Below are 16,219 nucleotides of genomic sequence, written 5' to 3'. Positions count from 1 at the left end.
TGATTTGCTGTTCATGTGTTACTTTGTTATTCACAACCATCTCGCACTTTCAGCAATTGCTCTTTTGCTATCCCTAATATACGTGAAAGTGGTGCTAATAAACTATCATCAAATGCTTCTCCGGCATAAATATTATTCAGTTCCGTAGGAGATAATTTAAAGGTGTCGCAGAATTTTGCAAACTCCTGGTTACTCAAATCAAGCTCTTTTTGCCTATCACTAAGTAAAACTGCGATCGCTCTAGTTCCATGCTTCGGACGCTCACTAACTTTTACATATTTTTCCATTAAATAATTGACTTTTCTGGTATCGCCACCGATTTTTTTAATTAAATCAGTACAAGCCATTTTCAGCGCTTTCTTTAAAACTTCTTCTTCATTTAAAATTTTAATAATTTCACTGGCATATTCTGGTTTAAAAAATCCCACCAAATTCCCTTGATGATAAACTGGTATATAAGGATTATTCGTTTCAAGTTGCCAATCTAAAGGCTCATTGCGTAGCGACATAGCTGCACCCCTAAATATTTTAAGATTGCACCATTTTAAAACCATTTATTCCTTAACTGCCAGTAGTTCTATTTGGTCTAATACCAAATCTATGTGAGGCTACCTTGTGCTGAAACTATCTCCCTCAAAGCTGCGGTGGTGCGTGGTTTTAAAGAGATTCCCCTAAAAACCACTCGTACCCTTCTTTAAACTGCTTCTTCGCATCATGCTCTACAATGCTGCCATGAGCCACAATAACTCTTCTAAAGTCCCATCGCAGTACCTTTTGAACTGATTGTTTAACCTTCTCCTTTTCTTGAGTAGCCAACTGTTCTAACAATGATGGTCTAAGTTTCTTGTACCCTCCCATTATTTTGGATACTAATTTTGTTGTCATTGGGAAACTTTCATCAAAGTAAAAAGCTGTGTCTGTCAAAACCAAAGTTTGACTTTCAGCATGAAAAAAAATATACTCATTTAAAGGTAATGCTCCACTTGGAAGAAAGGTTTTGAACCCTTCAAATAATAAAAATTCAAGTTCGCCTAAAAGATTTTCGCCATTATCCTCTAATGCTTGATCAATAGATATCTCAGGTCTTTTAGCCTTCAATGCCGATACAGCATAGACCTTTGCTTGAGGATAGAGAGCCTTAAAGCTAGATAAGAACAGATAGTGAAAAAGATTTGGAGCAATAATATACTTAACATTTCCAAGCTGATTGAGTTGCTCTGTAGTTTCGTCATCAACTTCTCTCGGAGAGATAACAGCTAGTTCACCATTCTTGAAACGAATTACCGTCATTCTTGTACCGACACTCAATCCAAAATACTTTAATGGTTGCTCGGCGACCCAAATATTCTTATCAATTTTTCTGAGCATAACTAATTCCAGCAGTGGCTTTGAGCGGTTATGTGTGGCGAACTGACAAGGCTCAATAGTCGATTCTGTATTAAACTAAAAATTTATAATGCAGAAAAATTGTAGTAATTATCCTTCCCAGTCTTGACGAGTATCGCATAGAAAATTGTCTGCGATCGCATCATCAAATAAATAAGGGCAATGCTCTGGAAAAGTCCGTAATGGTAGGTTAGTTTCTCGTAGCGCCAAATCCACTCCTGCTTCAAAGCCATCTAACAAGGCTTCTTCTATTCGAGACTTTAAACTGGGGTTCTGTCGCAGATGCCTATGAATGGCGCGGCGCTGTTCTCGAATTGTTAAAAACCAACTGCGACAACGTTGTTCGGGTTGATACTCCCACTTCAAAAGATGACCGAGTAATACACTCAGACGACTCACGAGTTCCCGATACTCCTGTCTCCCCAAAGCTTGAATTTCCTCTTGCAGGTGTTGCCAGTCTAGTTCCATAACTAGCCTCTGCTCTAACGCTTTAGCCTGCTGCTGTGTCCAGCCATAGAAGTCTTGGTCATACAAAAAAGGTTTGTCCATAGAGTTGAATCTTGACAGCAAGAAACCACCAGCTAGTTTGATCCGATTTTGCGCTAAATCGCCCTTAAAAAACTTAATTACGAATTACGAATTACGAATTACGAATTACGAATTATTTTAATATTCAACTTGCCTTCGCCTCATCCCCAGATGCTTCAGCCACAGCCGCCAATCTATCTGCCGCAGCCTGCACAATTTGAGCCACTTGAGCTAAAGGCATGTGCTGGATTTGTCTAAGAATCAGACTCAAATCTGAGGTTTCTGGAATTGGCTTGCCATCTATGCAACTGATTAACTCTTCCATTGTGTAGCCTGCTTTCGATGCGATTCGAGCCAAATTTTCTGTATCTGGCACTTTCACACCTTTTTCCCACATCTGAACAGCAGTAGCAGATACTCCCAAAAGCTTACCAAATGCTCGCTGACTCATTGAACCGCGAGCTAGTTTAATGATCTCAATCAGTTTTTGTTTGCTTTCGATCTTCACTGCTTATATAGCTAGCCAACTTTATTTACAAGTTTACTTTCAATAATACAAGTTTACTTTTATATTGACAGCCTTGTGTTTTAGTACTAAACTATATCTCTGGTTGTAAATTGGCAACTACAGGCATCAAGCTAGTAGAATAACCCATCTATCTTTAACCAACCCAAAAAACTTAGTTTGCTACGGCGCTTGTGCTAGTAGCTAGACTTTGCTGCGAATAAATAATATCGAAGGTGCATCATGTTTCGCAAGCCACGCAAAATTAACCAATATCGCCGCAAAGGTAAAAATCTTATAGCCACTAATAAAATTAAACCAGAACAGTGGAACATTTCTGACACAGAAACCAAAAAAGCTTTAAAAGTTAAAGGCTACGATGTTAAGCAAATCAAAAAAATCCACCTTCTGAAGCATCAAGTGTGTATTTCCTACTGGGATGCAAAAGGCAATATATGTAGCAGCTTTTTTAGCTACCGGATTTTTGCGCGTTGGCAAAAAGAAATAGAAAATTTAATTTATACCTGTCAAACCCTGAAGGAATGGGCAAAGTTAAATTACCTTATGAAGTACGAATTTGCCTATTACCATTATCCCAGTGAAATAGAAGATACACTCCACGCGATATTAGAAAACCACCTGTCTGTGTTAAAAGTAACAGATAAACAAGTGGTTTTACAGAAGATTTAACAGCAAAAATTATGACCATTTGTAGAGACGCGATTCATCGCGTCTTTATCCAACCAAAGATGTGTTGCAATCATTAATTGAATTGGTATTAGTTAGCGGCAGAAGTCGCTAACTCCGCGAGACGTTCTTGCTGGTCTAGAGATATACAAGATTGGATAAGCGTCTCTAAATCACCATCCAAAACAGGGGTAAGGGAATAATTCTGACCTAACCGATGATCGGTAGCACGGTTATCTTTATAATTATAGGTGCGAATTTTTTCCGATCGCGATCCAGTACCAACCTGCGATCGCCGCATGGAAGTTACAGCTGCTTGTTGTTCACCTAACTTGATGTCATACAACTTCGCCCGCAGAATTTGCATCGCCCGTTCTTTGTTTTGCAACTGGCTGCGTTCTTCTGTGCAGAAAATGCGTATTCCCGTTGGTTTGTGCATCAAGTCAACGGCTGTTTCCACCTTGTTGACGTTTTGTCCACCAGCACCACCAGAACGGGCTGTAGTCATTTCAATATCTTTCGGGTCAATATGAATTTCCACATCATCTACCTCTGGCATAATTGCCACGGTAGCTGTGGAAGTATGAACCCGTCCCCCAGATTCAGTTGCCGGCACGCGCTGCACACGATGCACTCCAGCTTCAAACTTTAGCTGGCTATAAACGTCATTACCTTTAATTTCTAGAATGACCTCTTTCCAGCCACCCATTTCTCCGCGAGATTCGCTCACTAGAGAAACTTTCCAACCTTGAGTCTGGGCATAGCGGGTGTACATCTGCATCAAATCGCCAGCCCAAATGCTTGCTTCATCGCCACCAGTACCAGCGCGAATTTCCAACATGATATTCTTTTCATCATTGGGGTCGCGTGGTAGCAGCAAGACTTTCAAGCGAGACTCTAAATGTTCTATTTTTTCTTCAAGTTCTTTTACTTCCAGTGATGCCATTTCTTGCAACTCTGGGTCACTTGCAGATTCTTTGTAAACCTGACGCGCTCCGATCAAGTCTTCTTGGGCTGTTTTCCAAATTTCATAAGTATCAACGACCTCTTCCAAAGAAGAACGAGACTTAGCAATTTCTTGATACTCATCAGGATTGCTAGCGGTATCGGGGTCGCCAAGACGACGTGTTAATTCATTAAAAGTTTGTTCAACGGATTTTAGTTTGTCCAGTAAGTATGATTCAGCCATGACGATTGCGATCGCTCCTTAAAAAATAACAAATTGGCTCGAGCATATAAATGAAAATCGACCCAGCTGATGCAGGGCCGTCGTTAACAGCAGAGCCAACTCGCTACTTTTTGTCTTGTTCGTCGCCAGATGTTTGAGTGCTGCTCATACCGTACTTACGGAGGAAGCGCTCTACTCGACCCTCAGTGTCAATAATCTTCTGAGTGCCGGTGTAAAATGGGTGATTTCCAGACCAAACATCTACGTGCAATTCTGGCTTGGTAGAGCCAATGGTCATAACAACTTGACCGTTGCAGTAAACTTTAGCATCTGGATACCACTTGGGGTGAATATCAGCTTTAGCCATTGTTCTTTTTGTGATGAATCTATATCAATTATAACTTTCAGGTTTCAATTGCAGCTAGAAGAAGGGAGAAGGGAACAGGTTATAGGTAACAGAAAACTATCACCTGTCCCCTGTAACCTATCACCTTCTTCACCAATGCCCAATCGCTTAACGCTTAGAGTACTGAGGTGCTTTCCGAGCTTTATGTAAACCATATTTCTTCCGCTCTTTTGCTCTGGGATCGCGAGTCAAATAACCTTCGGTTTTCAAAGGTGGGCGGTTGTCTGGGTCGAGTTGGCACAAAGCACGAGCAACTCCCAAACGAACAGAATCAGCCTGTCCGGTCAAGCCGCCGCCTTCTGCTTTTACCAAAATGTCATATTCGTTTTCTAATCCCAGAGTTTCCAAGGGTGCTTTAATCACTCCCAGGTAGTTGGGGTTAAATTGGAAATACAAGTTTCCATCTTTACCATTCACAGTCAGTTGACCGGTGCCTGGAACCAAGCGTACCCTTGCTACTGCATTCTTACGACGGCCAGTACCCCAGTATACGGCGCGACCGCTATTAGCATCTGCTACTACCATTAATTTTCTTCTCCAGGAATTGTACTAACTTTTAGTTCTTTGGGTTTTTGAGCTTCATGGGGATGCGTAGGCCCAGCGTAGACTTTCAGCTTGGTGAACAACTGCTTACCGAGGCTATTTTTAGGTAGCATACCTTTAACAGCTTGTTCTAAAATCCGCTCTGGTATGCGGTCTTGTAGTTTAGCAAAAGTTTCCGTTTTCATCCCACCAGGGCGACCAGAATGGCGGCGGTAAAGCTTTTGAGTGCGCTTTTTGCCCGTGACCGCTACTTTCTCGGCGTTGATGATGATTACGAAGTCACCTGTATCTAGGTGGGGTGTATATTCGGGTTTCTTTTTGCCTCTCAATACCTGAGCGACTTCGCTGGCGAGGCGACCGAGGCGTTTGTCGGTGGCATCTACTATGTACCACTCACGCTCAAGGGTTGCTTGAGAAGGAAGGTATGTTTTAACTGTTGTCATTTGTCATTTGTCCTTTGTCATTTTTAATTTGTCATTAGTCATTTGTCTTTTGTCATTTGTAGTTACTAAGAACCAATGACTAATGACTCTTGACTAGTGACGAACTTTGGCAAGGTGTCGTACCAAATCTCTTTTGGAAAGGGAAAATCGGGATAGCCGACTCGCAACAAGCACAAGCCTTGAGGCGGTGCGGCATATTTCACTTCTTGCCGGCGTTCTTCTTTCCAGAGTTCGGTGAAGTTAGAAAGTGTTCGTTGTCCAGAACCTACTTCTACCAGCATCCCTACCAACAGCCGTACCATGCCATACAAAAATCCATCTGCCTGTATTTCAATATGGATAAATGGCCCACTGCGACGACACTCTGCTGCTTGCACCTCTACCCAGGAATGCGATCGCTTTGAGCCTGCACGGTGAAAAGCAGCTAAGTGATGCTTTCCCAAGAGAGGTTTCAAGGCAGCTTGGATTAAAGATTCATCCAGGGGTGCATAATAATAATGCCAACTGAAGGGTCTTACAAACAAGTTAAGCCGATCTTCAGTATATATTGTGTAGCGATACCGTCGATAGGCTGCACTAAAACGAGCGTGCCAACGGTTATCGACACTAGCTGAAGCCCTGATTAATATATCTGGCGGCAGGTAGCTGTTGAGGATTGTTGCCCACTTGTGAGGCGGAATAAAACCTGTTGCTTCAAAATGGGCTACTTGAGCAGCAGCATGAACTCCAGAATCGGTTCGCCCAGCACCGTGTAATGTTACATGATGCCCAAGAATAGTAGCGATCGCAATTTCGATTTCTTCTTGGACTGTCCGGTGTTGTTTTTGCCTTTGCCAGCCATGAAAATGAGTGCCCAGGTATTGGATTACCAAGGCTACTCGATGAGTTTGTGTAGGCTGGTGGCTTTCTAACATACAGATTTTGTCCTTTGTCATTTGTTTTTTGTCATTTGTCCTTTGTCAGTTGTCCTTTGTTATTCACTAATGACTAATGACTAATGACTAATGACTAATAACCAATGACCAATGACTTAAACCAATTCAATTATTGCCATTTTTGCATTATCACCCCGACGCGGTACGGTACGCAGGATGCGGGTATAACCGCCCTGGCGATCGCCATACCGAGTTGGAGCTTGCTCAAATAGAGCGTGAACCAGTTGTTTGTCGAAGATATAGCCAAGGGCTTCCCGACGTGCTGACAAGGAGCCATTTTTGGCTAGGGTAATCATTTTTTCCACTTCACTTCTGAGAACTTTCGCTCTAATTAAAGTGGTGGTGATCTTACCATGACGGATCAGCTCGGTGGCGAGCGATCGCAGTAAAGCACGGCGTTGATCGGCTGGTTTACTGAGTTTTTTGACGCGACAACGGTGACGCATAATTATGCACTATGAATTATGAAGGTTTTTCTTAAGGGTGTTTAGAGCCTCTTTCCATTGGCAGGGTGATGCCCAAGCGTCGCTGCAAAGCTTCCACGACTTCTTCTGCTGACTTCTGCCCAAAGTTCTTAATTTCTAAGAGGTCTTCTTGGGTATAATCCAACAAATCTGCCACAGAGTTAACTTGTGCCCGTTTGAGACAGTTATATGCCCGCACAGAAAGTTGCAACTCTTCGATGGGTATCTGGGCAGTTGGATCGTCTGGAATATCGGAACCTGTGTCTGTTGGTTCCAGGGAGATATCTTTCAACGGGTTGAATAAATCAACCAAGATCGCAGCAGCCGAAGATAGTGCTTCTTGGGGGGAAATACTGCCATTTGTCCAAACTTCCAACAGTAGTCGGTCTTTTGGAATCAAGCCTTCCCCACGAGATTCTTCAACACTGTAGTTGACTTTTCGCACCGGCATAAATATCGAGTCAATTTGAAGAAAATCCAACGATGTGGCTTCCTCACGTCCTCGCTCTACAGTGCGATAGCCTTTGCCTTTCTCGATCCGAAATTCCATTTCTAGCTTTCCACCCTCAGCGATGGTAGCTACATACTGAGTCTGATCGATGACTTCTACTTCACTGGGCAAATCAAAATGTGCCGCAGTGATTGTTGCTGGGCCGCTAACGAGTAATCTACCAATCTGAGGCTGCGAAGAATAGTTTTTCAGGATAACTTCCTTCATTCTCATGAGGATTTCCAGCACATCTTCCCGCACGCCCGGAACTGTGGCGAACTCATGTGAAACGCCCGCAATCCGCACTGCTGTAACTGCTGTACCTTCTAAATTAGACAGTAAAACCCGCCGCAGTGCGTTGCCAACAGTTGTCCCTTGACCGCGTTCGAGAGGTTCCAAAACAAATTTACTGTAATGGTTCCGACTTTCTTCGGTATTCGACTCTACACATTCAATTTGAAACTGCGCCACGGATGAGCCTCCCTTCTTCTAAGGTGCTGCTAGCAGACAAATCAATTGCCTCCCGAATTGAATTTATGTCCTGTAGATTATAGGTATATCAAACTACTAGTATAAATTTACGGTATAGTTTGACACTTCTATTGAGCTTGCAGGTGCTAATAATATTTTGGGTAGCCCGAAGCCTAACAGCTTTCCCAGTGGGAAAATCTGACACGCTTCTGGTCGCCCAAGCTTTGACTCAATGACAGTTTGCACGTTAGACGCTCAAGCGGTCATTGTTGGCTGTCACTTTTTGCCCTCACTGCCCAAGTCTTAGTATTTAAACTCGACGGCGCTTGGGTGGACGACAACCATTGTGAGGAATTGGGGTAATATCCCGAATCAATGTAATTTCCAGTCCTGCTCCTTGAAGTGCCCGGATAGCGGTTTCTCTACCTGCTCCTGGCCCACTGACCATTACCTCAATTTGGCGCATTCCTTGATCGATAGCTCGGCGGGCTGCACTTTCAGCTGCGGTTTGCGCTGCAAAGGGAGTTCCCTTTTTTGCTCCCTTAAAACCGCTAGAACCAGCGCTAGCCCAGGATATGACATCTCCGTTTTGATCGGTAATGGTGACAATGCTATTGTTGAAAGTAGACTGGATGTAGGCCATTCCACTGGGTACATTCCGTTTCTGCTTCTTGCTCCCGGTTTTTTTAGTTGGTTGTCTCGCCATACTTGTTTAGTTGATTTAAGGTAAAACTTGCTCGGATTAGCAAGCGTTGCAAAATTATTTCCCTGGAGCCTTCTTCTTCCCTGCCACTGTCTGCCTTCTGCCTCTACGGGTTCTGGCATTGGTGCGAGTTCTTTGTCCTCTGACTGGTAAGCCCATCCGATGACGACGACCTCTGTAGGTACCAATGTCAACTAAGCGCTTGATGTTCAAAGACTCCAAGCGCCGCAAGTCGCCTTCAACTTGATAGTTGCTTTCTATTTCCCCTCGTAGGGCTGTTACATCGGCATCACTTAAGTCCTTAACGCGGATGTCTGGATTCACACCAGTTGCCGCTATAATTTCTTGAGCGCGTGATAACCCAATTCCGTAGATGTAAGTCAGACCGATCTCGACGCGCTTATCGCGTGGAAGGTCTACTCCGGCAATACGTGCCACAATGAACTCTCCCTATTGTTCTCGCAATTACTGTTGGTTGGAAAAACGTGATTAATCGCGTCTTTTCGTTTTAATGATGATATGCGTGCTACAACTCACTCTGTTGGTAAGAGCGTTATCCTTGACGTTGTTTGTGCTTGGGGTTCACGCAAATCACCATGACGCGACCACGACGTTTGATCACGTTACATTTTTCACAAATTTTCTTGACTGAGGCTCTAACTTTCATGCCTTTTATTTTTTGACTCCAAATATAAAATTATAGCATTTATAGGGAAATTAATCCAGTTAAATGACTAGTAAACAGTCAAAAAAATGGTTTTATGGTAAAATTCTCTACATATACTTACTTCTTTCGTAGTCGATAGGTAATTCTGCCTTTGCTCAAGTCGTAGGGAGTTAACTCCACCTTGACGCGATCGCCGGGCAAAATCTTGATATAATTTCGGCGAATCTTGCCGGAAATGTGTGCTAGCACGTTAAAGCCATTGTCCAAGTCAACGCGAAACATCGCATTGGGCAAGGACTCTGTAACCGTGCCTTCCATTTCAATCAAATCTTGCTTAGACAATTTGTTTTTTCCTCAACTCAACAATTTCGTGTTCAGTTGCAGCGCTTCATCTGCAAAGAAACACATTTTAAGAAATATATCAACAGTTTATTAATATATCTTAGCTAAAATTGATCTTTTTCTTGGGAGTGGGGAGTCGGGAATTATCTAGTCCCTACTTCCCCTCGTTTTCAGGAAGCGATTACCTTTTGTAGTTCATCAGTGACATCTTCTTGGGACTGATTGCCATTGACTGTTAGGAGTTTTTGGCGATCGCCGTAATAATCAATTAAAGGTGCAGTTTCAGCGCGGTATACTTCTAAACGACGACGAATTACCTCTTCGGTATCATCTTTTCGTCCTCTAGCAAGCAAACGTGCGATGACAATTTCATCTGGTGCATCTAAATTGACTACCCTTTCGCCACCTTGATGTATTGCTTCCAGTAACTTCTCCAGAAAAGCTGCTTGGGTCACTTTTCGGGGAAATCCATCCAGAATCCAACCATTTTTGGCATCTGGTTGACTGAGGCGCTCCTTTACCAAGTCCTCCACTAGTTGGTCGGGTACTAACTCGCCGCTATCAACATAACTTTGAGCTTTGATTCCTAAAGGAGTCTGCTCTTTCATAGCTTGTCTTAATATTTCACCCGTAGAAATATGGGGAATATTCAAGTGTTCAGCCAAAGTTTGAGCTTGTGTTCCTTTACCCGCTCCAGGTGGCCCCAAGAAGATTAATCGCGTCACTATTATTTCACCATTCCTTCATAGCGCTGAGAGATGACATAAGTTTGGACTTGTTTGGCTGTCTCAATTGCCACACCAACTAAAATTAACAACGAGGTTGCACCTATTCCCCGGAAAGTTTTCACATTCAAAGCGCTTTCTACGGCAGTGGGGATAATAGCAACGAAGCCCAAAAAGATCGCACCCAAAAAAGTGAGTCGGTTGGATACGCGTTCGATATACTCGCTAGTTGCCTTGCCGGGACGAATCCCAGGAATACTAGAACCCATTTTCTTCAAGTTCTGCGCCACATCTACCGGGTTGAGAATCAACGAAGAATAGAAGTAGCTGAAGAAAACAATGGAAATCATGTAAACCAAGGCATAGACCCAGGAGCTAGAACCGCTTGGACTCAAATAAGTGTTAACTATATTCGCCAAATCGGCATTTTTAGTAAAATTGGCGATTAGCAGTGGCAAACTGAGGATGGCAGCAGCAAAAATAATTGGCATTACGCCGCCTTGATTTAGCCGCAGTGGCAGATAACTACGTTGCTCTGCCAAAACTCTTCGACCGACTTGACGACGAGCCGAAATAATTGGGATGCGGCGCATTCCTTCCTGCACAATCACAATACCAACAATTGTTGCTAGGAAAACTAAGATCAGCACGATCACCCGACCCACTGCTTCCCGACCGCCGACTTGCACCAAGTCGATGGTATCACCTAAAGCTTTTGGTAATGATGCAACAATGTTGACAAAAATCAACAATGATGCTCCGTTCCCAATACCCCGTTCTGTAATCAGTTCTGATGCCCACATGACGAACATCGAACCAGCTGTCAGAGCGATCGCAGTTTCAGCGACAAATATAGGCCCTGGCTTGAGGGCGAATTGCTGAAGGAATAATGCCGAAAAAGCTGTACTTTGAAGAATTGCCCAACCTACAGTTACATAGCGGGTAATTTGCGATATTTTTCGCCGACCGGCTTCCCCTTCATTTTTCTGTAAATTTTCTAAAGTTGGAATCGCCGCCGTGAGTAATTGGATGATAATAGACGCATTAATGAAGGGCAAAATTCCTAAAGCAAAGACTCCCAAAGTCGAAAGTCCTCGCCCGGAAAATATATCCAATAAGCCAAATATGGAATTACTGCCCGATATGGCTTCGGCAAATCTTGGTCTATCAATGCCTGGGACGGGTAAGAAAATACCCAGGCGAACCAAAATTAAAATACCGACGGTGACAAGCAGCCTACCTCTGAGGCCAGCTGCCTGTGCCATCTGCATAAAAGTTTCTTGAGCCGTTGGGGCTTTATCTCGACTGATCATAGAGTGCTACCTTTATAGTGAACCAAGCACTGGCAGCGAGTTGGCTTGCATTTAAGTGCGCTGTTCCGGCTCACTCATAAGACTTCACAACTACCACCAGCTGCCTCAATTTTGCTACGAGCTGAAACTGTAAAAGCTGCCGCTTGTACCTTGAGCGGAATGCTCAATTCCCCGTTACCTAAAACTTTCAATGGCCCTTTGACAGCAGTCAGGATACCTGCGGCTTTCAATGAGGTCAAAGTTACTTCTGTATTCGCGGGAAGGGAGGCTAGCTTCTCTACATTAATCGTAGTGTAAATCTTCTGATTAACAATCGGAAAGCCCTTTAGCTTAGGTAAGCGGCGGTACAATGGCTGTTGACCACCTTCAAAACCTGGTCGAGTGCCGCTACCAGAACGAGATTTTTGACCCCGCATACCTAAACCAGCACTAGCGCCTTGACCGGCAGAAATACCTCTAGCTACACGCTTCTTGCGTTTCTTTGAGCCTTTTTGCGGCTTAACATCATGGAGTCTCATAATTTATCAAGTTCTCATTTGTCGTTTGTGAGCCACTGCGGTCTTGGGGTCTCCCCAAGTGAAGCAGGTGGCGTCATTCGTCGTTTGTCATTTGTCATTTGTCCTTTGTTATTCACTAATGACTCATGACCAATGACTAATGACTAAATTAGATGTAGAGATTTTGAATAGGAATACCGCGATCTTCGGCGACTTCAGAAAGGGTACGCAGTGTAGATAAGGCATTAACTGCGGCTCTAGCATTATTGAGCGGATTGTTGGAGCCTAATTGCTTGGCTAAAACGTTACGAACTCCTGCCAATTCCAAGACAGTTCGCACAGCACCACCCGCAATTACCCCAGTACCAGGTGAGGCTGGGCGCATCATCACCTTCGCACCGCCACCGACGCCATCAATGGGATGGGGGATGGAATTGGATTTGGTGATTGGGATATCAATCAGGTGTTTTTTGCCGTCGGCTACGCCTTTTTTAACGGCGCCAATTACATCGGAAGCTTTGCCTACTCCAACTCCAACCTGACCGCGTTCGTTACCAACGACAACGATCGCTCGGAAGCTGAGTTTTTTACCACCTTTGACCACTTTACTTACGCGGCGGATTTGGATAACCCGCTCTTGCCAAGTGGTTTCTTCTTTTTTGGCACGCTTTGTTCTACTTTTACGCTCTGTTGCCATAATTTATGCTCTGGGGAACGTCAGTTGTCAGTTGTCATTTGTCATTTGTCCTTTGTCATTTGTCCAATAACTAATGACTAATGACTAATGACTTTAGAAATCTAAACCAGCTTCGCGGGCTGCATCAGCTAGTGCTTTGACACGACCATGATATAAGTTACCACCGCGATCGAAGACTACTTTTGTGATGCCTTTTTCTAGCGATCGCACTGCGATCAACTTCCCAACTTGTACCGAGGCATCGCGGTTTGCACATGACGCTAAACTAGATTTCAACTCTGGTTCTACAGTCGATGCGGCCACGATGGTTTGATGCTGAGTATCATCAATTATCTGGGCATAAATATGCTCATTAGAACGAAATACCGCTAAACGGGGACGTTCTGGGGAGCCAATAACTTTGCCACGAACGCGTCGATGACGACGGTTTTTTGATTCTCTACGAGTAAGTTTCATTTCTACTTCTTACCACCCTTACCAGTCTTACCAGCTTTCCGTCTGACCACTTCACCGGCATAGCGAATGCCTTTACCTTTGTAAGGTTCTGGTGGACGAACGGCACGAATTTTGGCGGCTGTGTTACCGACGATTTCTTTGTCATAGCCGCTAACAATGACGTTAGTGGTACCTTCTACGGCAAACTGAATTCCATCTGGTGGTTCAATTTGCACTTGATGGCTATAACCCATATTCAAAACTAGGTTACGCCCTTGAAGTTGTGCCCTATAACCAACACCTTGAATTTCCAAACGGCGCTGAAAACCTTGCGAAACTCCCTCGACCATGTTGGCAACTAAAGTGCGGCTCAAGCCGTGCAATTGCTTCGATGTGCGAGTTTCATCCCGACGATTTACGTGTAAGATTTCCCCCTCTTGAGAGAGTGAGACATTATCTCTGAGGGTGCGAGAAAGTTCTCCTTTCGGGCCTTTCACCACAATATTTGTACCATCGATCGCCACTTGAACTTTGGCGGGAATAGTAATTGGACGTTTACCAATACGAGACATGACTTTTTGTCCTTTGTTATTTGTCCTTTGCCTTTTGTCCTTTGTTATTTGTCCTTTGTCCTTTGTATTTCACTAATAACAAATGACTAATGACCAATGACTAATGACTAATGACTAATGACCAATGACTACCAAACGTAACAAAGTACTTCGCCACCCAAGTTCTGACGCCGCGCTTCGCGGTCAGTCATAATGCCACTGGATGTAGAAATAATGGCAATGCCAATGCCGCCTAGTACCCTTGGTAATTCTTTTCGGTTTGAATAAACACGCAAGCCAGGCTTACTGACCCGCTTTAAGGCGGTGATCAAAGGCTGACGGTTTTTACCCTTGTATTTCAGGGAAATCACCAGATTGCGTTTTACCCCTTCTTCTGCTTCTTCGATTTCAGCAATAAAGCCTTCCTCCCGTAGCACTTTGGCAATGCTCCGGGTTAATTTTGTCGCTGGCACTTGTGTAGTTTGATGCCGCGCCAGGTTGGCATTGCGGATGCGCGTCAGCATATCTGCAATTGTGTCGTTAGCCGCCATCGTTCCCTCTATAGATGAACTTATTGATCGCGAAAGGGCATTCCTAATTCTTTAAGTAAGGCGCGTCCCTCTTCGTCGTTTTTTGCTGTGGTGATGATGGAAATATCCATCCCACGTACTTGATCGATGCTGTCGTATTCGACTTCTGGAAAAATTAGCTGTTCTCTCACACCCAGAGTGTAGTTACCGCGTCCGTCAAAGCTTTTAGGGCTAACGCCGCGAAAATCTCGAATTCTGGGTAGTGACAGGCTAACTAGTCTGTCGAAAAAGGCATACATCCGTTCGGCTCTGAGAGTCACCATGATCCCCACAGGCATCCCTTGACGAATCTTAAAGCCAGCGATCGCCTTTTTCGCCCTTGTCACCACTGGTTTTTGACCTGTTACCAGGGCAATTTCGTTAATGGATGCCTCTAGAGACTTCGCATTTTGAGCTGCTTCACCCAAACCCCGGTTAATCGTAACCTTTACCAACTTCGGTACTTGATGAACGTTGGTATATTGAAACTGAGTGGTCAGTTTGGGGACGATTGTCTCTTGATATAAGGTTTTGAGTCTTGTTGTCGCCATAGTTTTTTTGTCCTGATATCCCTGGGCTTGGTCAGGGAACTTTTATTGTCCTTTGTTATTTGTCCTTTGTCTTTTGTTATTTGTCTTTTTACTAATAACTAATGACTAATGACCAATGACTAATGACTATTTATCTAGAATTTCGCCAGTTTTCTTGAGTTTTCTGACCTTTTTACCTTCTGAGGTAAAGGTGTAACCAACACGACTAGCAACGTTTTGCTTGGTGGAATAAAGCATGACGTTGGAGCTATGAATTGGGAATTCTTGGGTAATAATTCGCCCTGATTCCCCTTCTTGCTGGGGTTTGACGTGCTTGGTCTTGATGTTGACACCTTTGACGATAACTTTACTCAGTTGGGGAAGTGCCTGAGTAATTTCGCCAACTTTTCCTTTGTCTTTGCCAGCAATTACTTGTACGGTGTCGCCAGTTTTGACGTGCATTTTGTGGAATACTTTGGGCGTACCCTGTTTGGTTGCCATTAAAGCACCTCCGGAGCCAGAGAAACAATTTTAGTAAAGTTTTTATCGCGCAGTTCCCGTGCAACTGGGCCAAAAACCCGTGTGCCTCTGGGATTGCCATCTTTGTTGATAATCACAGCGGCGTTATCATCAAAGCGAATGCTCATACCACTGTCACGACTTACAGCTTTCCGAGTCCGAACAATTACTGCTTCCACAACATCAGACTTTTTTACAGCCATGTTGGGTGTAGCATCTTTGACAACTGCGATAATTTTATCGCCGATAAAACCATAACGACGGTTGCCTCCGCCTAAGATGCGGATACACATTAGTTTGCGGGCGCCGCTATTATCTGCGACATTCAGGTAAGTCTGGGGTTGAATCACAATTATTCTCCCTTGTAATGTTGTTAGTTTCTAACAACGATGAGGTTTAAGTAGGCTTGACGTTCAGGACTTCTGTGATTTTCCAGCGCTTGGTTTTACTCAGGGGTCTAGTTTCCTGAATGCGAACGCGATCGCCTACTTTACACTTATTTTCTTCGTCGTGAACTTTATATCGTTGGGTGTTAACCACAATCTTGCCGTACTTGGGGTGAGGAGCGCGGTTTTCTATGGCAACTACCACAGTTTTTTGCATTTTATCGCTCACTACCAAGCCAACTCGTTCTTTAACTGCCAT

The 16,219-nt window shown here is 43.9% G+C and carries 27 protein-coding genes; 1 reads left to right on the top strand and 26 read right to left on the bottom strand.

Going from position 1 to position 16,219, the window contains the following annotated elements; genetic code table 11:
• Positions 1-26 precede the first annotated feature (26 nt).
• From V7K61_RS03480 to V7K61_RS03465, 4 genes are all read right to left on the bottom strand, one after another.
• Positions 27-554, bottom strand: coding sequence for a hypothetical protein (locus V7K61_RS03480; RefSeq protein ID WP_442936290.1), 528 nt, complete (start codon positions 552-554; stop codon positions 27-29).
• A 103-nt stretch (positions 555-657) separates the two neighbouring features.
• Complete coding sequence (locus V7K61_RS03475; RefSeq protein WP_335050947.1) at positions 658-1,368, bottom strand: DUF4336 domain-containing protein; 711 nt, start codon at positions 1,366-1,368, stop codon at positions 658-660.
• A 108-nt stretch (positions 1,369-1,476) separates the two neighbouring features.
• Positions 1,477-1,935, bottom strand: a complete 459-nt coding sequence (locus V7K61_RS03470; protein WP_335050945.1) for a DUF29 domain-containing protein — start codon at positions 1,933-1,935, stop codon at positions 1,477-1,479.
• A 124-nt stretch (positions 1,936-2,059) separates the two neighbouring features.
• Positions 2,060-2,422, bottom strand: a complete 363-nt coding sequence (locus tag V7K61_RS03465; protein ID WP_012410694.1) for a helix-turn-helix domain-containing protein — start codon at positions 2,420-2,422, stop codon at positions 2,060-2,062.
• Between the two features lie 240 nt (positions 2,423-2,662).
• On the opposite strand from V7K61_RS03465, the gene V7K61_RS03460 reads away from it, so the two are divergent.
• Positions 2,663-3,109 carry a hypothetical protein gene (locus V7K61_RS03460; RefSeq protein WP_335050943.1) on the top strand — a complete coding sequence of 149 codons (447 nt, stop codon included), beginning with the start codon at positions 2,663-2,665 and terminating at the stop codon, positions 3,107-3,109.
• 88 nt (positions 3,110-3,197) lie between these two features.
• Here the strand turns inward: V7K61_RS03460 and prfA are convergent, their stop codons facing one another.
• The 22 genes from prfA to rpsQ all read right to left on the bottom strand — a co-directional run bounded on the left by prfA (position 3,198) and on the right by rpsQ (position 16,219).
• The gene (gene prfA, locus V7K61_RS03455) at positions 3,198-4,295 is read right to left on the bottom strand and encodes a peptide chain release factor 1 (RefSeq protein WP_185583541.1); all 1,098 of its coding nucleotides are present in this window, start codon (positions 4,293-4,295) and stop codon (positions 3,198-3,200) included.
• A gap of 103 nt (positions 4,296-4,398) precedes the next feature.
• Positions 4,399-4,641, bottom strand: coding sequence for a 50S ribosomal protein L31 (gene rpmE, locus V7K61_RS03450; protein ID WP_069070756.1), 243 nt, complete (start codon positions 4,639-4,641; stop codon positions 4,399-4,401).
• Positions 4,642-4,788: 147 nt separating this feature from the next.
• Positions 4,789-5,205 (bottom strand): 30S ribosomal protein S9, encoded by a 417-nt coding sequence (gene rpsI / locus V7K61_RS03445; protein WP_012410698.1) that lies wholly within the window; start codon positions 5,203-5,205, stop codon positions 4,789-4,791.
• Positions 5,205-5,666 carry a 50S ribosomal protein L13 gene (rplM, locus tag V7K61_RS03440; RefSeq protein WP_335050941.1) on the bottom strand — a complete coding sequence of 154 codons (462 nt, stop codon included), beginning with the start codon at positions 5,664-5,666 and terminating at the stop codon, positions 5,205-5,207. Before rplM ends, rpsI begins: the two co-directional genes overlap by 1 nt.
• Positions 5,667-5,731: 65 nt before the next feature.
• Entirely contained in the window at positions 5,732-6,580 is an 849-nt protein-coding gene (gene truA, locus V7K61_RS03435) for a tRNA pseudouridine(38-40) synthase TruA (protein WP_335051103.1), read from the bottom strand.
• A gap of 116 nt (positions 6,581-6,696) precedes the next feature.
• Complete coding sequence (gene rplQ, locus V7K61_RS03430) at positions 6,697-7,047, bottom strand: 50S ribosomal protein L17 (protein WP_094349105.1); 351 nt, start codon at positions 7,045-7,047, stop codon at positions 6,697-6,699.
• 31 nt (positions 7,048-7,078) lie between these two features.
• The gene (locus V7K61_RS03425; protein ID WP_094349104.1) at positions 7,079-8,026 is read right to left on the bottom strand and encodes a DNA-directed RNA polymerase subunit alpha; all 948 of its coding nucleotides are present in this window, start codon (positions 8,024-8,026) and stop codon (positions 7,079-7,081) included.
• A gap of 310 nt (positions 8,027-8,336) precedes the next feature.
• Positions 8,337-8,732 (bottom strand): 30S ribosomal protein S11, encoded by a 396-nt coding sequence (gene rpsK, locus V7K61_RS03420; protein ID WP_069070761.1) that lies wholly within the window; start codon positions 8,730-8,732, stop codon positions 8,337-8,339.
• A gap of 54 nt (positions 8,733-8,786) precedes the next feature.
• Positions 8,787-9,167, bottom strand: coding sequence for a 30S ribosomal protein S13 (gene rpsM, locus V7K61_RS03415; protein ID WP_094349103.1), 381 nt, complete (start codon positions 9,165-9,167; stop codon positions 8,787-8,789).
• Between the two features lie 115 nt (positions 9,168-9,282).
• Complete coding sequence (rpmJ, locus tag V7K61_RS03410; RefSeq protein WP_015129703.1) at positions 9,283-9,396, bottom strand: 50S ribosomal protein L36; 114 nt, start codon at positions 9,394-9,396, stop codon at positions 9,283-9,285.
• Between the two features lie 117 nt (positions 9,397-9,513).
• Positions 9,514-9,738: a translation initiation factor IF-1 gene (gene infA, locus V7K61_RS03405; RefSeq protein WP_006196724.1), complete on the bottom strand. Its 225-nt coding sequence runs from the start codon at positions 9,736-9,738 to the stop codon at positions 9,514-9,516.
• Positions 9,739-9,908: 170 nt separating this feature from the next.
• The gene (locus V7K61_RS03400) at positions 9,909-10,463 is read right to left on the bottom strand and encodes an adenylate kinase (RefSeq protein WP_335050939.1); all 555 of its coding nucleotides are present in this window, start codon (positions 10,461-10,463) and stop codon (positions 9,909-9,911) included.
• Positions 10,464-10,465: 2 nt separating this feature from the next.
• The gene (gene secY / locus V7K61_RS03395) at positions 10,466-11,776 is read right to left on the bottom strand and encodes a preprotein translocase subunit SecY (RefSeq protein ID WP_099101133.1); all 1,311 of its coding nucleotides are present in this window, start codon (positions 11,774-11,776) and stop codon (positions 10,466-10,468) included.
• Between the two features lie 74 nt (positions 11,777-11,850).
• The gene (gene rplO, locus V7K61_RS03390) at positions 11,851-12,294 is read right to left on the bottom strand and encodes a 50S ribosomal protein L15 (protein WP_069070765.1); all 444 of its coding nucleotides are present in this window, start codon (positions 12,292-12,294) and stop codon (positions 11,851-11,853) included.
• A 148-nt stretch (positions 12,295-12,442) separates the two neighbouring features.
• Positions 12,443-12,970 carry a 30S ribosomal protein S5 gene (rpsE, locus tag V7K61_RS03385; protein ID WP_094349099.1) on the bottom strand — a complete coding sequence of 176 codons (528 nt, stop codon included), beginning with the start codon at positions 12,968-12,970 and terminating at the stop codon, positions 12,443-12,445.
• Between the two features lie 93 nt (positions 12,971-13,063).
• On the bottom strand, positions 13,064-13,426 hold the full coding sequence (rplR, locus tag V7K61_RS03380) for a 50S ribosomal protein L18 (protein WP_099101131.1): 363 nt from the start codon (positions 13,424-13,426) through the stop codon (positions 13,064-13,066).
• A gap of 2 nt (positions 13,427-13,428) precedes the next feature.
• Entirely contained in the window at positions 13,429-13,977 is a 549-nt protein-coding gene (gene rplF / locus V7K61_RS03375) for a 50S ribosomal protein L6 (protein WP_163927942.1), read from the bottom strand.
• 128 nt (positions 13,978-14,105) lie between these two features.
• Positions 14,106-14,507 carry a 30S ribosomal protein S8 gene (rpsH, locus tag V7K61_RS03370; protein WP_094349096.1) on the bottom strand — a complete coding sequence of 134 codons (402 nt, stop codon included), beginning with the start codon at positions 14,505-14,507 and terminating at the stop codon, positions 14,106-14,108.
• 20 nt (positions 14,508-14,527) lie between these two features.
• Positions 14,528-15,076 carry a 50S ribosomal protein L5 gene (gene rplE / locus V7K61_RS03365; protein ID WP_292848148.1) on the bottom strand — a complete coding sequence of 183 codons (549 nt, stop codon included), beginning with the start codon at positions 15,074-15,076 and terminating at the stop codon, positions 14,528-14,530.
• A 126-nt stretch (positions 15,077-15,202) separates the two neighbouring features.
• A complete protein-coding gene (gene rplX, locus V7K61_RS03360) occupies positions 15,203-15,556 on the bottom strand; it encodes a 50S ribosomal protein L24 (protein ID WP_069070771.1) in 354 nt (117 codons plus the stop codon).
• Complete coding sequence (gene rplN, locus V7K61_RS03355; RefSeq protein ID WP_069070772.1) at positions 15,556-15,924, bottom strand: 50S ribosomal protein L14; 369 nt, start codon at positions 15,922-15,924, stop codon at positions 15,556-15,558. Before rplN ends, rplX begins: the two co-directional genes overlap by 1 nt.
• A 46-nt stretch (positions 15,925-15,970) precedes the next feature.
• Positions 15,971-16,219: a 30S ribosomal protein S17 gene (gene rpsQ, locus V7K61_RS03350; protein ID WP_100901244.1), complete on the bottom strand. Its 249-nt coding sequence runs from the start codon at positions 16,217-16,219 to the stop codon at positions 15,971-15,973.

The sequence above is a fragment of the Nostoc sp. genome, assembly GCF_036918015.1.
Classification (GTDB): Bacteria; Cyanobacteriota; Cyanobacteriia; order Cyanobacteriales; family Nostocaceae; genus Nostoc.
The sequence above is the reverse complement of the archived record's forward strand: the minus strand, read 5'-3'. Positions and strand labels throughout refer to the sequence as shown.

Bases quoted from the DNA above. Each gene is read 5' to 3' on its own strand.
- rpsH (WP_094349096.1), bottom strand. From the start codon at position 14,507: ATGGCGGCTAACGACACAATTGCAGATATGCTGACGCGCATCCGCAAT.
- rplR (WP_099101131.1), bottom strand. From the start codon at position 13,426: ATGAAACTTACTCGTAGAGAATCAAAAAACCGTCGTCATCGACGCGTT.
- V7K61_RS03460 (WP_335050943.1), top strand. From the start codon at position 2,663: ATGTTTCGCAAGCCACGCAAAATTAACCAATATCGCCGCAAAGGTAAA.
- V7K61_RS03480 (WP_442936290.1), bottom strand. From the start codon at position 554: ATGGTTTTAAAATGGTGCAATCTTAAAATATTTAGGGGTGCAGCTATG.
- rplE (WP_292848148.1), bottom strand. From the start codon at position 15,076: ATGGCGACAACAAGACTCAAAACCTTATATCAAGAGACAATCGTCCCC.
- rplO (WP_069070765.1), bottom strand. From the start codon at position 12,294: ATGAGACTCCATGATGTTAAGCCGCAAAAAGGCTCAAAGAAACGCAAG.
- rplQ (WP_094349105.1), bottom strand. From the start codon at position 7,047: ATGCGTCACCGTTGTCGCGTCAAAAAACTCAGTAAACCAGCCGATCAA.
- prfA (WP_185583541.1), bottom strand. From the start codon at position 4,295: ATGGCTGAATCATACTTACTGGACAAACTAAAATCCGTTGAACAAACT.
- rplF (WP_163927942.1), bottom strand. From the start codon at position 13,977: ATGTCTCGTATTGGTAAACGTCCAATTACTATTCCCGCCAAAGTTCAA.
- rpsQ (WP_100901244.1), bottom strand. From the start codon at position 16,219: ATGGCAGTTAAAGAACGAGTTGGCTTGGTAGTGAGCGATAAAATGCAA.
- V7K61_RS03470 (WP_335050945.1), bottom strand. From the start codon at position 1,935: ATGGACAAACCTTTTTTGTATGACCAAGACTTCTATGGCTGGACACAG.
- truA (WP_335051103.1), bottom strand. From the start codon at position 6,580: ATGTTAGAAAGCCACCAGCCTACACAAACTCATCGAGTAGCCTTGGTA.
- rplX (WP_069070771.1), bottom strand. From the start codon at position 15,556: ATGGCAACCAAACAGGGTACGCCCAAAGTATTCCACAAAATGCACGTC.
- rpsK (WP_069070761.1), bottom strand. From the start codon at position 8,732: ATGGCGAGACAACCAACTAAAAAAACCGGGAGCAAGAAGCAGAAACGG.
- V7K61_RS03475 (WP_335050947.1), bottom strand. From the start codon at position 1,368: ATGCTCAGAAAAATTGATAAGAATATTTGGGTCGCCGAGCAACCATTA.
- rpmJ (WP_015129703.1), bottom strand. From the start codon at position 9,396: ATGAAAGTTAGAGCCTCAGTCAAGAAAATTTGTGAAAAATGTAACGTG.
- secY (WP_099101133.1), bottom strand. From the start codon at position 11,776: ATGATCAGTCGAGATAAAGCCCCAACGGCTCAAGAAACTTTTATGCAG.
- rplM (WP_335050941.1), bottom strand. From the start codon at position 5,666: ATGACAACAGTTAAAACATACCTTCCTTCTCAAGCAACCCTTGAGCGT.
- rpmE (WP_069070756.1), bottom strand. From the start codon at position 4,641: ATGGCTAAAGCTGATATTCACCCCAAGTGGTATCCAGATGCTAAAGTT.
- rpsE (WP_094349099.1), bottom strand. From the start codon at position 12,970: ATGGCAACAGAGCGTAAAAGTAGAACAAAGCGTGCCAAAAAAGAAGAA.
- rpsI (WP_012410698.1), bottom strand. From the start codon at position 5,205: ATGGTAGTAGCAGATGCTAATAGCGGTCGCGCCGTATACTGGGGTACT.